This window comes from Burkholderia sp. BKH01, from assembly GCF_025685725.1.
Classification (GTDB): domain Bacteria; phylum Pseudomonadota; class Gammaproteobacteria; order Burkholderiales; family Burkholderiaceae; genus Burkholderia; species Burkholderia pyrrocinia_C.
Map to the genome: position 1 here is coordinate 26,991 of NZ_JAOTQT010000011.1, position 13,110 is coordinate 40,100.

The 13,110-nt window shown below is 67.7% G+C and carries 14 protein-coding genes; 10 read left to right on the forward strand and 4 right to left on the reverse strand.

Annotated elements, in window-relative coordinates; all coding sequences use genetic code 11:
• The first annotated feature begins 188 nt into the window (after nt 1-188).
• From gcvA to ettA, 3 genes are all read left to right on the forward strand, one after another.
• A complete protein-coding gene (gcvA, locus tag OEJ37_RS17830) occupies nt 189-1,106 on the forward strand; it encodes a transcriptional regulator GcvA (protein WP_263345012.1) in 918 nt (305 codons plus the stop codon).
• 102 nt (nt 1,107-1,208) lie between these two features.
• Nucleotides 1,209-1,517 (forward strand): DUF3761 domain-containing protein, encoded by a 309-nt coding sequence (locus tag OEJ37_RS17835; protein ID WP_175948169.1) that lies wholly within the window; start codon nt 1,209-1,211, stop codon nt 1,515-1,517.
• 184 nt (nt 1,518-1,701) lie between these two features.
• Nucleotides 1,702-3,369: an energy-dependent translational throttle protein EttA gene (gene ettA / locus OEJ37_RS17840; RefSeq protein WP_072443022.1), complete on the forward strand. Its 1,668-nt coding sequence runs from the start codon at nt 1,702-1,704 to the stop codon at nt 3,367-3,369.
• A 136-nt stretch (nt 3,370-3,505) separates the two neighbouring features.
• Here the strand turns inward: ettA and OEJ37_RS17845 are convergent, their stop codons facing one another.
• Genes OEJ37_RS17845 through OEJ37_RS17860 form a run of 4 tightly spaced genes read right to left on the reverse strand, consistent with a single transcriptional unit; the run spans nt 3,506 to nt 6,820 of the window.
• Entirely contained in the window at nt 3,506-4,129 is a 624-nt protein-coding gene (locus OEJ37_RS17845; protein WP_174417281.1) for an HAD family hydrolase, read from the reverse strand.
• The gene (locus tag OEJ37_RS17850; protein WP_263345013.1) at nt 4,126-4,677 is read right to left on the reverse strand and encodes a cysteine hydrolase family protein; all 552 of its coding nucleotides are present in this window, start codon (nt 4,675-4,677) and stop codon (nt 4,126-4,128) included. Before OEJ37_RS17850 ends, OEJ37_RS17845 begins: the two co-directional genes overlap by 4 nt.
• Before the next feature lie 55 nt (nt 4,678-4,732).
• Nucleotides 4,733-6,547 carry an aminopeptidase P family protein gene (locus OEJ37_RS17855; protein ID WP_175921030.1) on the reverse strand — a complete coding sequence of 605 codons (1,815 nt, stop codon included), beginning with the start codon at nt 6,545-6,547 and terminating at the stop codon, nt 4,733-4,735.
• An 18-nt stretch (nt 6,548-6,565) separates the two neighbouring features.
• Nucleotides 6,566-6,820: a hypothetical protein gene (locus tag OEJ37_RS17860; RefSeq protein ID WP_034183709.1), complete on the reverse strand. Its 255-nt coding sequence runs from the start codon at nt 6,818-6,820 to the stop codon at nt 6,566-6,568.
• A 171-nt stretch (nt 6,821-6,991) separates the two neighbouring features.
• Here OEJ37_RS17860 and OEJ37_RS17865 point away from each other — a divergent pair, with 171 nt between their 5' ends.
• The 7 genes from OEJ37_RS17865 to OEJ37_RS17895 all read left to right on the forward strand — a co-directional run bounded on the left by OEJ37_RS17865 (nt 6,992) and on the right by OEJ37_RS17895 (nt 13,104).
• Complete coding sequence (locus OEJ37_RS17865) at nt 6,992-7,753, forward strand: response regulator transcription factor (RefSeq protein ID WP_174417284.1); 762 nt, start codon at nt 6,992-6,994, stop codon at nt 7,751-7,753.
• A gap of 26 nt (nt 7,754-7,779) precedes the next feature.
• The gene (gene hemA, locus OEJ37_RS17870) at nt 7,780-9,078 is read left to right on the forward strand and encodes a glutamyl-tRNA reductase (protein ID WP_152862712.1); all 1,299 of its coding nucleotides are present in this window, start codon (nt 7,780-7,782) and stop codon (nt 9,076-9,078) included.
• A gap of 81 nt (nt 9,079-9,159) precedes the next feature.
• Nucleotides 9,160-10,242: a peptide chain release factor 1 gene (prfA, locus tag OEJ37_RS17875; protein ID WP_174417285.1), complete on the forward strand. Its 1,083-nt coding sequence runs from the start codon at nt 9,160-9,162 to the stop codon at nt 10,240-10,242.
• Between the two features lie 7 nt (nt 10,243-10,249).
• Nucleotides 10,250-11,092, forward strand: coding sequence for a peptide chain release factor N(5)-glutamine methyltransferase (gene prmC / locus OEJ37_RS17880; RefSeq protein WP_175921027.1), 843 nt, complete (start codon nt 10,250-10,252; stop codon nt 11,090-11,092).
• Between the two features lie 67 nt (nt 11,093-11,159).
• Nucleotides 11,160-11,471: a Grx4 family monothiol glutaredoxin gene (gene grxD / locus OEJ37_RS17885; protein ID WP_006753626.1), complete on the forward strand. Its 312-nt coding sequence runs from the start codon at nt 11,160-11,162 to the stop codon at nt 11,469-11,471.
• Nucleotides 11,472-11,506: 35 nt separating this feature from the next.
• Nucleotides 11,507-12,103 carry a UbiX family flavin prenyltransferase gene (locus tag OEJ37_RS17890; RefSeq protein ID WP_111015412.1) on the forward strand — a complete coding sequence of 199 codons (597 nt, stop codon included), beginning with the start codon at nt 11,507-11,509 and terminating at the stop codon, nt 12,101-12,103.
• Between the two features lie 209 nt (nt 12,104-12,312).
• Nucleotides 12,313-13,104 (forward strand): DODA-type extradiol aromatic ring-opening family dioxygenase, encoded by a 792-nt coding sequence (locus tag OEJ37_RS17895; RefSeq protein ID WP_175921025.1) that lies wholly within the window; start codon nt 12,313-12,315, stop codon nt 13,102-13,104.
• The last annotated feature ends 6 nt before the right edge of the window (nt 13,105-13,110 follow it).

A 13,110-nucleotide genomic window follows, 5' to 3' on the forward strand; every position in this document is an offset into this window, starting at 1 on the left:
TGCTCCTCTCAGGTCCCTCCGAAGGCCGCGCGGCGTCCGGATTGCCTCATGGATATAGTTGAACTATGTTGATCGCATCGGCCGCCGCGAGGCAGCCCTGAAGAATGCGATCCGATGCGACAACGGTACTCGCGCGTACGCGTCGTCTCAAACGATATTTCGTCGGCCTTTCGCTTTAGAAAAACTGAATGAATCGTTCCCGTCTGCCGCCACTCAACGCGCTGCGTGCATTCGAAGCGGCCGCCCGCCACCTGTCGGTGAAGTCGGCGGCCGAGGAGCTGTCGGTCACGCCCGGCGCGGTGAGCCAGATGATCCGCACGCTCGAGACGCATCTCGGCGTGCAGCTGTTCGAGCGCGTCAACCGCGGCATCCTGCTGACGGCCGCCGGCCGCGACTACCTGCCGCCGGTGCGCAACGCGTTCCGGCAGATAGCCGATGCGTCGCGGCGCGTGTCGGGCGCCGCCGACAGCGGCGTGCTGACGGTGAGCGTCACGCCGTTCTTCGCGTCCGCGTGGCTCGTGCCGCGCCTCGCGCAGTTCCGGCACGCGTGCCCGGACGTCGACCTGCAGATCGTCACGAGCCATGCACTCGCGGATTTCTCGCGCGACGGCGTCGACGTCGCGATTCGTCACGGCCTCGGGCGCTACATCGGGCTGTGCAGCGAGCGCCTGCTGACGGTGGAAATCGTCGCGCTCGCGTCGCCCGAACTCGTCGCGCGGCTCGGCATGCCGGCGACGCCGGCCGATCTCGTCGGCTGGCCGCACCTGCACGACGCCGAGCGCAAGGGCTGGCACATCTGGTTCGGCGCGCAGCGTATCGACGATTTCGGCCCGCCGCGCGGCCCCGCGTTCGACGACTCGGGCCTGTTGCTGCAGGCGATCGTCGCCGGCCAGGGCGCGGGGCTGCTGCCGGCCGCGATGGTGCGCGGCGAGCTCGAAAGCGGCCGGCTCGTGCAGCTCGCCGACGTCGCGTGGCTCGACGATTTCGCGTATTACCTCGTCTATCCGCCGCATCACGCGGAACGGCCGAAGGTCGCCGCGTTCCGCCGGTGGATTCTCGACGCCGCGCAGGCCGACGGCGCGGCGTCGATGTCCGGCGCGGCTTGACGTCGCTTCACCGCGAGGCGCCGGCGCCCTCCCCTGGCCGATCGGCTAACATGCGGCGCGGGCCATCGACCTGACATCGATAACAACAGACCGAGAGAGACCATGACTGCCCTGCTCCGCCGCGCGACGCACGTCGCGACGCTGTCGATCGCGCTCCTCGTTGCGTGCGCCGCCCTGCCTCCTTCCGCGCATGCGTACCGCGCACCGCCCGGCTACGGCAACGAAGCCGATCTCGACCGTCACGACACGTATCGCAACCGCGACGGCGAAACCGTGCATGCGCCCGCACATTCGAAATCGGGCCGCGTGCCCGACGGCGCGAGCGCGCGCTGCCGCGACGGCACGTACAGCTTCAGCCGCCATCGGCGCGGCACGTGCTCGGGGCATGGCGGCGTCGCCGCATGGCTGTGAACGGCGCGCGCCCGAATGCCTGCGTCGTGCCAGCGACACCCGGCGGCGAAGTACAATAGCCGCTCGCGCCGCCGCCACACGGCGACGACGCCGCGCCTTGCGCGGCACGCTCCGTACCGAATCACCCGACGCCGCCATGCCAGCGCGCTGCGCGGCCGTCTCAACTTCTGACTTTCACACCCAAATGGCCCAATACGTTTTCACGATGAACCGGGTCGGCAAGATCGTGCCGCCCAAGCGCCAGATCCTGAAGGACATCTCGCTGTCGTTCTTTCCCGGCGCGAAGATCGGCGTGCTCGGCCTGAACGGCTCGGGCAAGTCGACGCTGATCCGCATCATGGCAGGCGTCGACAAGGACATCGAAGGCGAAGCGACGCCGATGCCGAACCTGAACATCGGCTACCTGCCGCAGGAACCGCAGCTCGACCCGACGAAGACGGTGCGCGAAGCCGTCGAGGAAGGCCTCGGCGACCTGTTCCAGGCCAACAAGAAGCTTGAAGAAATCTACGCGGCATATGCCGAGCCGGACGCCGACTTCGACGCGCTCGCGGCCGAACAGGCGAAGTACGAGGCGATCCTCGCGTCGAGCGACGGCGGCAGCCCCGAGCAGCAGCTCGAAGTGGCCGCCGACGCGCTGCGCCTGCCGGCGTGGGACGCGAAGATCGAGCACCTGTCGGGCGGCGAAAAGCGCCGCGTCGCACTGTGCAAGCTGCTGCTCGAAAAACCCGACATGCTGCTGCTCGACGAACCGACCAACCACCTCGACGCCGAATCGGTCGACTGGCTCGAACAGTTCCTGGTGCGCTTCCCGGGCACCGTCGTCGCCGTCACGCACGATCGCTACTTCCTCGACAACGCGGCCGAGTGGATTCTCGAACTCGACCGCGGCCACGGCATTCCGTGGAAGGGCAACTACAGCAGCTGGCTCGACCAGAAGGAAGAGCGCCTGAAGCAGGAAGAAGCGTCGGAGTCGGCACGCCAGAAGGCGATCAAGAAGGAACTGGAGTGGGTGCGCCAGAACCCGAAGGGCCGCCAGGCGAAGTCGAAGGCGCGTATCGCGCGCTTCGAGGAGCTGAACAGCCAGGAATACCAGAAGCGCAACGAAACGCAGGAAATCTTCATTCCGGTCGGCGACCGCCTCGGCAATGAAGTGATCGAGTTCAAGAACGTCAGCAAGGCGTTCGGCGACCGCCTGCTGATCGACAACCTGAACCTGAAGATCCCGGCCGGCGCGATCGTCGGCATCATCGGCCCGAACGGCGCCGGCAAGTCGACGCTGTTCCGGATGCTGACGGGCAAGGAGCAGCCGGATTCGGGCGAGGTCGTGATGGGCCCGACGGTGAAGCTCGCGTACGTCGACCAGAGCCGCGATGCGCTCGACGGCTCGAAGACGGTGTTCGAGGAAATCTCGGGCGGCGCCGACGTGCTGACGGTCGGCAAGTACGAGACGCCGTCGCGCGCGTACATCGGCCGCTTCAACTTCAAGGGCGGCGATCAACAGAAGATCGTCGGCAACCTGTCCGGCGGCGAACGCGGCCGCCTGCACCTCGCGAAGACGCTGATCTCGGGCGGCAACGTGCTGCTGCTCGACGAACCGTCGAACGACCTCGACGTCGAAACGCTGCGCGCGCTGGAAGACGCGCTGCTCGAATTCGCGGGCTCGGTGATGGTGATCTCGCACGATCGCTGGTTCCTCGACCGGATCGCGACGCACATCCTCGCGTTCGAAGGCGATTCGCAAGTCACGTTCTTCGACGGCAACTACCAGGAGTACGAAGCCGACAAGCGCGCGCGCCTCGGCGAGGAAGCCGCGAAGCCGCACCGACTGCGCTACAAGCCGATCAGCCGCTGAACGGCGCGGCCCGGGCGCCCGGCACCGCGGCAACGCGGGGCCGGATGCCGTAGGTGGCCGCTTCCTTCCGGATCGGCAAAACGAAAAAGCGGGCCCGCAGCCCGCTTTTTTCATCTGACGATCGCTCGCCCGCCGCCTACGCGAGCGCGCCCAGCTCGCGCAGCCGCGCCTCGGTCGCCGCCGCGTTCGTGTGATGAATGCCGTGCCAGCCGAGCGCCGTCGCGGCCGCGGCGTTCTTCGCGTTGTCGTCGATGAATACGAGCTCGTGCGGCGCGATGCCCGGCAGGTGCGGTTCGATCCGCGCATGCATCTCGCGGTAGATCGCCGGATCGGGTTTCACGAGCTTCACGCGGCCCGACACGACGATGTCCCTGAACCGCCGCAGGACCGGGAAGTTGTCCCACGCGTATGGAAACGTCTGCGCGGACCAGTTCGTCAGCCCGAACAGCGGCATCCCCTGCGCGTCGAGCCGGTCGACGAGCGCGGCGCCTTCGTCGAGCACGCCGCCGATCATCTCGTGCCAGCGCGCATAGAACGCGCGGATCAGCGCGTCGTGCTCCGGAAACTTCGCGACGAGCTCGGCCGTGCCTTCCTCGATCGTCTGCCCGCCGTCCTGGCGAATCACCCAGTCCATCGCGCAGACATGCGTGAGGAACCAGCGACGCTCGGCCTCGTCGGGAATCAGTTGCCGGTAAAGGTAATCGGGGCTCCAGTCGATCAGCACGCCGCCGAAATCGAACACCACGGCCTTGATCGTCATGCGAACTCCGCGCCGAGCACGTCGGCGAGCGGGCGCGGCGTGACCGCGTTGCCCGACAGCGAATTGTTTGCCCAGATGAAGTGGTGATGCGCGACGATCTGCGCGGCCGACAGGTGCGCGCGCTCGTTCGTCGTGTGCAAGTCGGACACGACGGTCGTCCGGTAGCCGAGCAGCGCCGCACGGCGCGCGGCCGAATCGACGCAGAACTCGGTCGCATAGCCGCAGATCAGCACCGAACGGATGCCGTGGCGGTCGAGCTGCGCCGCGAGCGGCGTGTCGTGGAACGAGTCGCTCATCTGCTTGCGCACGCGCCAGTCGTCACTCCCGACGACCAGCCCCGCATGCAGCTCCCAGCCCGGCGTGCCGGGCACGACGTCGTCGTCCGCATCGCCGTCGTGCTGCACGAAGCACACGGGCGCGTTCGCCGCGCGTGCCGCCACCGTCAACCGGTTGATGCCAGACACCACATCGTCGAGCCGGTACGCGGGCTGCGCCCGCTGCACCAGCCCGCGCTGCATGTCGACCACGATCACTGCTGTGTCCGCCATTTGTCGCCCTCGCTGCTGTGGTTCGGCCGCCGCCCGGCCGGAATCGCCCGTCGCGTCAGATCGGCTGCGTGCGCGCGTCGAGCCACGCCTTCGCATCACCGCTCAGGTGCCGGCCGACGCGCTCGCGCACCGTCGCGTGGTACGTGTTCAGCCACGCGCGCTCTTCGTCGTGCAGCATCCCGATCAGCACGCAGCGCGTGTCGATCGGGCACAGCGTCAGCGTCTCGAACGCGAGGAAATCGCCGAACTCGGTCTTCCCGGCCGCGCGGTTCACGACCAGGTTCTCGATCCGGATGCCCCACTGGCCGGGCCGGTACACACCCGGCTCGATCGACGTGATCATCCCCTCTTCCATCGCCGTGTACGGCTCGGCCGGCGCGTAGTGCGAGATGACCTGCGGGCCCTCGTGCACGTTCAGGAAATAGCCGACGCCATGCCCCGTGCCGTGGCCGTAGTCGAGCCCGGCCGCCCACATCGGCGCACGCGCGATCGCGTCGAGCATCGGCGAGCGGATGCCGCGCGGGAAGCGTGCGCGCGACAGCGCCATCATCGATTTCAGTACGATCGTGAAATCGCGCCGCTGCAGGTCGCTGACGGTGCCGATCGGCACGACGCGCGTGATGTCGGTCGTGCCCGTCACGTACTGGCCGCCCGAATCGATCAACAGCAGGCCGTCGCCGGCGATCGTCGCGTGCGACTCGGGCGTTGCGTGGTAATGCGGCATCGCGCCGTTCGCGTTGAAGCCGGCGATCGTCGCGAAGCTCGGCGACACATAACCGGGGCGCCGTGCGCGCGCGGCCGTGAGTTTCTCCTCGATCGTCAGCTCGGTGATCGTCTCGCGATTCACGGCCTGCTCGAACCAGGCGAAGAATTCCGCGAGCGCGGCGCCGTCGTGCTCCATCGTCACGCGCACGTGCTCGATCTCGGCGGACGTCTTGCGCGACTTCGCGAACGTCGACGGATTCACGGCCTCGACGAGCTTCACGCCGGCCGGCACGGCCTCGAGCGTGCCGAACGTCACGCGGCGCGGGTCGATCAGCAGCGTAGCGCCGTCGGGCAGCGCCGCGAGCGATGCGCGCGCGGCATCGTATGCACGGACGTCGATGCCGTCCTGCGCGAGCGATGCGGCCAGCGCCGTCGGCACCTTGCCGTCGGCGACGAACAGCGTCGCGCGATCGGCGCCGATCATTGCGTGTGCAACGAACACGGGATTGAAGTTGACGTCGGCGCCGCGCAGGTTGAACAGCCAGGCCAGATCGTCGAGCGTCGACACGAAATGCCACTGCGCGCCCTGCGCGTGCATCGCGCGGCGCACTTCGGCCAGCTTGCTCGCGCGCGTCGTATCGGCCTGCGGCGCCGCGTGCTCGAACACCGCGTCGCCGGGCAGCCCCGGCCGCTCGGGCCAGATCGCGTCGAGCAGATCGAGATCGGTGCGCAGCGCGATGCCGCGCGCGCTCAGCGCGGCCGTCAGCCCGCGCGCGGCCGCGACGCCGAGCACGGCGCCGTCGACGCCGACCGTCGCGCCCGCCGCCACGTTCTGCGCGAGCCAGTCGACGTGCGGCGCGCTTTGCTGCCCGCCCGTCATCTTCATCAACTGCACGCCCGTGCCGGCCAGTTCGGCGTCAGCCTGCACCCAGTAGCGGCTGTCGACCCACAGCCCCGCGAAATCCGCGGTCACGACCAGCGTGCCGACCGAGCCGGTGAAGCCGGACAGCCAGCGGCGGGCCTGCCAGCGCTCGGGCAGGTATTCGGACAGATGGGGATCGGCGGACGGCACGAGATAGGCGGCCAGATCCTCGCGGGCCATGGCGCCGCGCAGCAGCGCGAGACGGGCCGGCACCGACGAGACTTCGGGAAGACGGGCATTCATGATTTCACCTGAGAGCATTCAGCGACGAGCCGACAGCGCGACCGTCACGGCTACGGCAAGGAACGCGACGCCGGTGCAGACCGGCCATTCGAGCGTCTCGCCATCGTAAAACAGTCCCGAGAGATTGCCGGCCATGCGGGCAGCGGCCGCGCCCACGATGCCGACGAGCACCGCGATCCACCACGCCGGCCGGCCCGTGCGCCGCATCGGATGCAGCCATCGGCCGAACAGCCCGACGGCCGCTCCCAGGACAAGGATTCCAAACCAGTTCATTCGACGCCTTCTATAAATTCAGATTCGTCCCATAGGCGTGAACGTTGCCAGCGGCTAGCATCGATTCATCCATCGAACCCGAGACCAGCCGGGCGCCGCGAACATTCGAGTGTAGGGGCCGACTCGACGTTATGGCAAGCGCGCACCGGCTGCCGTATTGAAGAAACTCTCATGCGAATCGCTCTGATCGATCCGGAGGCGCGTCATGCCGCACTCCTGAACCGCCTGCTCTTTGCGGGCGGTCATGTGTGCCACGCGTTTTCGTCCAGCACGGCGTTCTTCCAATGGCTCGCCACCGACACCTGCGACATGCTGATCACCGGCAACTGGGCCGGCGACCAGCCAGCCGAGGAAGTCATACCGCGCGCGCAAGCGATCCTGCCCGGGCTGCCGGCCATCGCCGTGATGCAGTTGCCGCGCGAAAGCGAAATCGTATCGTGCCTGCACGCGGGCGCCGACGATTGCCTCGTGCGCCCCGTGAGCGGGCCCGAGCTGCTCGCGCGCGTCAACGCGCTGAGCCGGCGCGCCGGCGTGCGCCGGCCGCCGACCCGCTCGCGCGAAATGTATGGCGAATACGCTTTCGACGCCACGCACTGCCTTGTGCGCTTCGGCGACGCAATCGTTTCACTCACGCCCAAGGAGTTCCGCTTCGCGCAGTTGCTGTTCGCGAACCTGTCGCGGCCCGTGTCGCGTGCCCATATCCTCGAGACGGTGTGGGCGCGCCGCCGCGACATGAAGTCGCGCACGCTCGATACGCACGCGTCCCGGCTGCGCAGCAAGTTGCAACTGCTTCCGGAGCATGGCTACCGCCTGCTGCCGCTCTACGGCTACGGCTATCAGCTCGACCGCGTGCCGATCGAGCCCCCGAATTCCCGGCCACGCCACGCCGATGCCCGGTATGCGGCGAGTGAGGAAATCGCCGAAACGCTATAATATGAGGCTAAACGATAGCCCTCGATATGCAACTCCTCACGATCGGAATCAATCACCACACTGCGCCTGTCGCCCTGCGCGAACGCGTGGCGTTTCCGCTCGAGCAGATCAAGCCGGCTCTCGTCACGTTCAAGAACGTGCTTCTCGGGCCCCAGGCGCCCAATACGCCCGAAGCGGCGATCCTCTCCACCTGCAACCGCACCGAACTGTATTGCGCGACCGACGATCGCGCGGCACGTGAAGGCGCGGTCCGCTGGCTGTCGGAGTATCACCGGATTCCGGTCGACGAACTCGCGCCGCACGTGTATGCGCTGCCGCAGTCGGAAGCGGTCCGTCACGCGTTCCGCGTGGCATCCGGCCTCGATTCGATGGTGCTTGGCGAAACGCAGATTCTGGGTCAGATGAAGGACGCCGTACGCACCGCGACGGAAGCCGGCGCGCTCGGCACCTATCTGAACCAGCTGTTCCAGCGCACGTTCGCGGTGGCGAAGGAAGTACGCGGCACGACCGAGATCGGCACGCAGTCGGTGTCGATGGCCGCCGCCGCGGTTCGCCTCGCACAGCGGATCTTCGAAAAGGTGTCGGATCAGCGCGTGCTGTTCATCGGCGCCGGCGAGATGATCGAGCTGTGCGCGACGCACTTCGCCGCGCAAGGCCCGCGCGAACTCGTCGTCGCGAACCGTACGGCCGAACGCGGCCAGCGGCTCGCCGAACGCTTCAACGGCCGCGCAATGCCGCTGTCGGACCTGCCGGCCCGCATGCAGGAATTCGACATCATCGTGTCGTGCACGGCGTCGACGCTGCCGATCATCGGCCTCGGCGCAGTCGAGCGCGCGGTGAAGGCGCGCCGCCACCGGCCGATCTTCATGGTCGACCTCGCGGTGCCGCGCGACATCGAGCCCGAAGTCGGCAAGCTGAAGGACGTGTTCCTCTACACCGTCGACGATCTCGGCGCGATCGTGCGCGAAGGCAACGCATCGCGCCAGGCGGCGGTCGCGCAGGCTGAAGCGATCATCGAGACGCGCGTGCAGAATTTCATGCAATGGCTCGACACGCGCAGCGTCGTGCCGGTGATCCGTCACATGCATACGCAGGCCGACGCGCTGCGCCGTGCCGAAGTCGACAAGGCGCAGAAGCTGCTCGCGCGCGGCGACGATCCGGCCGCCGTGCTCGAAGCGCTGTCGCAGGCGCTGACCAACAAGCTGATCCACGGCCCGACGAGCGCGCTCAACCGCGTGAACGGCGCCGATCGCGATTCGCTGATCGACCTGATGCGCGGCTTCTACCAGCACGCGCCGCGCTCGAACGACCAGTCCGGCCACTAGCGCCGGTCGGTCGCCCTGCCGCCGGCCGCGAGCCGGCCTATCCTTTCCGAATACCCTTGCCCGGGAGCGCCGCTCCACACCATGAAGACGAGCATGCAACGCAAGCTCGACCAGCTGTCCACACGGCTGGCCGAACTGAACGACCTGCTGAGCCGCGAGAACGTCACGGCCGATCTCGACCAGTACCGCAAACTGACGCGCGAACATGCGGAACTCGGCCCGGTCGTCGAGCAGTACGCGCTGTGGCGCCAGTCGCGCAGCGACGAAACGGCCGCGCAGGAGCTGCTCGCCGATCCGTCGATGCGCGATTTCGCCGAGGACGAGATCCGCAGCGCGCGCGAGAGCATGACCCGCCTCGAGGTCGAGCTGCAGAAAATGCTGCTGCCGAAGGATCCGAACGACGATCGCAACATCTTCCTCGAAATCCGCGCGGGCACGGGCGGCGACGAATCGGCGCTGTTCGCGGGCGACCTGCTGCGCATGTACCTGCGCTTCGCGGAACGCCATCGCTGGCAGGTAGAAATGATGTCGGAGAGCGCGTCGGATCTCGGCGGCTTCAAGGAAGTGATCGTGCGGATCGCGGGCCAGGGCGCGTATTCGCGCCTGAAGTTCGAATCGGGCGGCCATCGGGTGCAGCGCGTGCCGGCGACCGAGACGCAGGGGCGCATCCATACGTCCGCGTGCACGGTCGCGGTGATGCCGGAAGCCGACGAGATCGGCGAGATCGAGATCAATCCGGCCGACCTGCGGATCGACACGTTCCGTGCGTCCGGCGCGGGCGGCCAGCACATCAACAAGACCGATTCGGCGGTGCGCGTCACGCACATCCCGACCGGGATCGTCGTCGAGTGCCAGGACGACCGTTCGCAGCACAAGAACAAGGATCGCGCGCTGAAGGTGCTCGCCGCGCGCATCAAGGACAAGCAGTATCACGAGCAGCACGCGAAGGAAGCCGCGACGCGCAAGAGCCTGATCGGCTCCGGCGACCGCTCGGAACGGATCCGCACGTACAACTTCCCGCAGGGCCGGATGACCGATCACCGGATCAACCTGACGCTGTACCGGCTCGAGGCAATCATGGACGGCGATCTCGACGAACTGATCGGCGTGCTCGTCAGCGAGCACCAGGCCGAACTGCTCGCGTCGCTCGGCGACGCCGACTGAGGCCGCGATGCCCGACACTACCGCCGACGAACTGCTGCGCGCGTCGCCGCTCGACGCGGTCGATGCGCGCGTGCTGCTCGCGCACGCGCTCGGCTGGACCCGCACGCAACTGATCACGCGCGGCGACGCACCGCTCGACGCTGCCGCGGTCGAACGCTATCGCGCGCTCGAAGCGCGCCGCATGGCCGGCGAGCCGGTCGCGCAGCTCGTCGGGATGCGCGAATTCTTCGGCCGGCCGTTCGACGTGACGCCCGACGTGCTGATCCCGCGCCCCGAAACAGAACTGCTTGTCGAAGCCGCGCTCGATGCGATCGACGGGCTGCCGCATCCGGCCGTGCTCGATCTCGGCACCGGCAGCGGCGCGATCGCCGTGTCGATCGCCGCCGAGCGTCCCGATGCACGCGTGTGGGCGCTCGATCGTTCGCCGGCCGCGCTCTCGGTCGCGCAACGCAACGCCGGCAAGCTGCTCGACGCGCACCGCCCCGGCGGCCCGCTGCACTGGTTGCAGAGCGACTGGTACGCGGTGCTCGATCCGGCGCTCGCATTCGACACGATCGTCAGCAACCCGCCGTACATCGCGCAACACGATCCGCATCTCGCGCAGGGCGACCTGCGTTTCGAGCCGCGCGGTGCGCTTACCGACGACGCCGACGGCCTCAGCGCAATCCGCACGATCGTCGCGGGCGCCGGCGCCTACCTGAAACCGGGCGGCACGCTATGGATCGAGCACGGCTACGACCAGGCCGAAGCCGTCCGCGCGGTGCTGTTGTCGCACGGCTTCGTCGCGGTCGAATCGCTCGCCGATCTGGCTGCGATCGAACGCACGACCGGCGGCCGCCTGCCGGGCTGATGCCCGGCCCGTCCGGTTGAAATCCGCTATCATTTCGATCTAACGCCCCGCAAACGCAAGGTCAGTCATGGACACCCAACAACGTATCAAGCAAATCGTCGACGAAAACCAGGTCGTGCTCTTCATGAAGGGGAACGCGCAATTCCCGATGTGCGGCTTCTCGGGCCGCGCCGTGCAGGTGCTGAAGGCCTGCGGCGTCGACCAGTTCAAGACGGTCAACGTGCTCGAGGACGACGAAATCCGCCAGGGCATCAAGGAATTCTCGAACTGGCCCACCATTCCGCAGCTCTACGTGAAGGGCGAATTCGTCGGCGGCTCGGACATCATGATGGAGATGTACCAGTCGGGCGAGCTGCAGCAACTGTTCGCCGCCGCTTAACACGCCCGACCCGCGCCCCACCCGCTCCCCTTTCGATGGCATCTCCCAGCGCGCCGCCACGCCGGCTGATCGTCGCGATCACCGGCGCAACCGGCGCCATCTACGGCGTGCGGCTGCTCGATCTGCTGCGCGCCGCCGGCGGCGTCGAAACGCACCTGCTGATTTCGAACGCCGGCTGGCTCAACATCCAGCATGAACTGAAGCTGCCGAAGGCCGATGTCGAAAGCCGGGCGGACGTCGTGCACTCGGTGCGCGACGTCGGTGCGACGATCGCATCGGGCTCGTTCGCGACCGATGGGATGGTGATCGCGCCATGCTCGATGAAGACGCTCGCAAGCGTCGCGCACGGGCTGTCCGACAACCTGATCACGCGCGCGGCCGACGTCACGCTGAAGGAACGCCGCCGGCTCGTGCTGATGGTGCGCGAAACGCCGTTCAACCTCGCGCATCTGCGCAACATGACCGCCGTCACCGAAATGGGCGGCATCGTCTTTCCGCCGTTGCCCGCGTTCTACGCGATGCCGAAGACGATCGAGGAACTCGTCGACCAGACCGTCGCCCGCGTGCTCGACTTGTTCGCGCTCAGCGCACCGCTGACGACGCCGTGGGCCGGCATCCGGCACGCGCAGTAAGCCGATCGCCGCCCCGCTTCCTCGTGCATCTTCGCTGATTCAATCGGCAATTCATTCGATTTCACGCGTACTGACGCCTACCCACACCAGAGCGCATTGCATCGCGACGATTATCAACAAACAGGAATCAATCAAATTCCTCGACGCGGATTTATCAATGCACGGTGCACGCCTATAGTCACAGGCAAACCCTTTTGCAGGCCACCGCCATGAACCGCTTGCCTTCGCTGTACCTGTCTCACGGCGCGCCGACGCTGCCGATCGACCCGACGCTGCCGTCCGGTGCGTTCACGCACCTCGGCGCCGAATTGCCGCGCCCGCGCGCGGTGCTGATGCTGTCCGCGCACTGGGGCACGCAACAGCCGGTCGCGAGCGTCGCCGCGCACCCGGAAACGATCCACGACTTCTACGGCTTTCCGCGCGCGCTGTACGAGATCCGCTATCCGGCACCCGGCGCCCCCGACGTCGCCGAGCGCGCGGCCGCGCTGCTGAACGCGGCCGGCATCGCGACCGCGACGACCGAGCACGGGCTCGACCACGGCGCGTGGGTGCCGATGCTGCTGATGTTCCCGGAGGCCGACGTGCCCGTCGCGCAATTGTCGATCCAGCCGCGCGCGGATGCCGCCCATCACTTCGCGCTCGGCCGCGCGCTGCGGCCGCTGCGCGACGAAGGCGTGATGGTGATCGGCTCGGGCCAGATCACGCACAACCTGCGTGCGGCCGATTTCAGCGCGGCGCCCGAGGATGCGGACCCGCGTGTCGCGGAATTCACCGACTGGTTCGAGGCGAAGCTCGCCGCGCGCGACGTCGACGCGCTGCTCGACTACCGCCGGCAGGCGCCTCACGCGGCGCTGATGCACCCGACCGACGAACATCTGCTGCCGGTGTTCACCGCACTCGGCGCGGCGGACGATGATTACCAGCTCGGCATCCAGTCGCTCGGCACCTACCAGCGCGTGCTCGCGATGACGAACTACGTGTTCGCGAGCGCGGCCGCCTGAATTCCG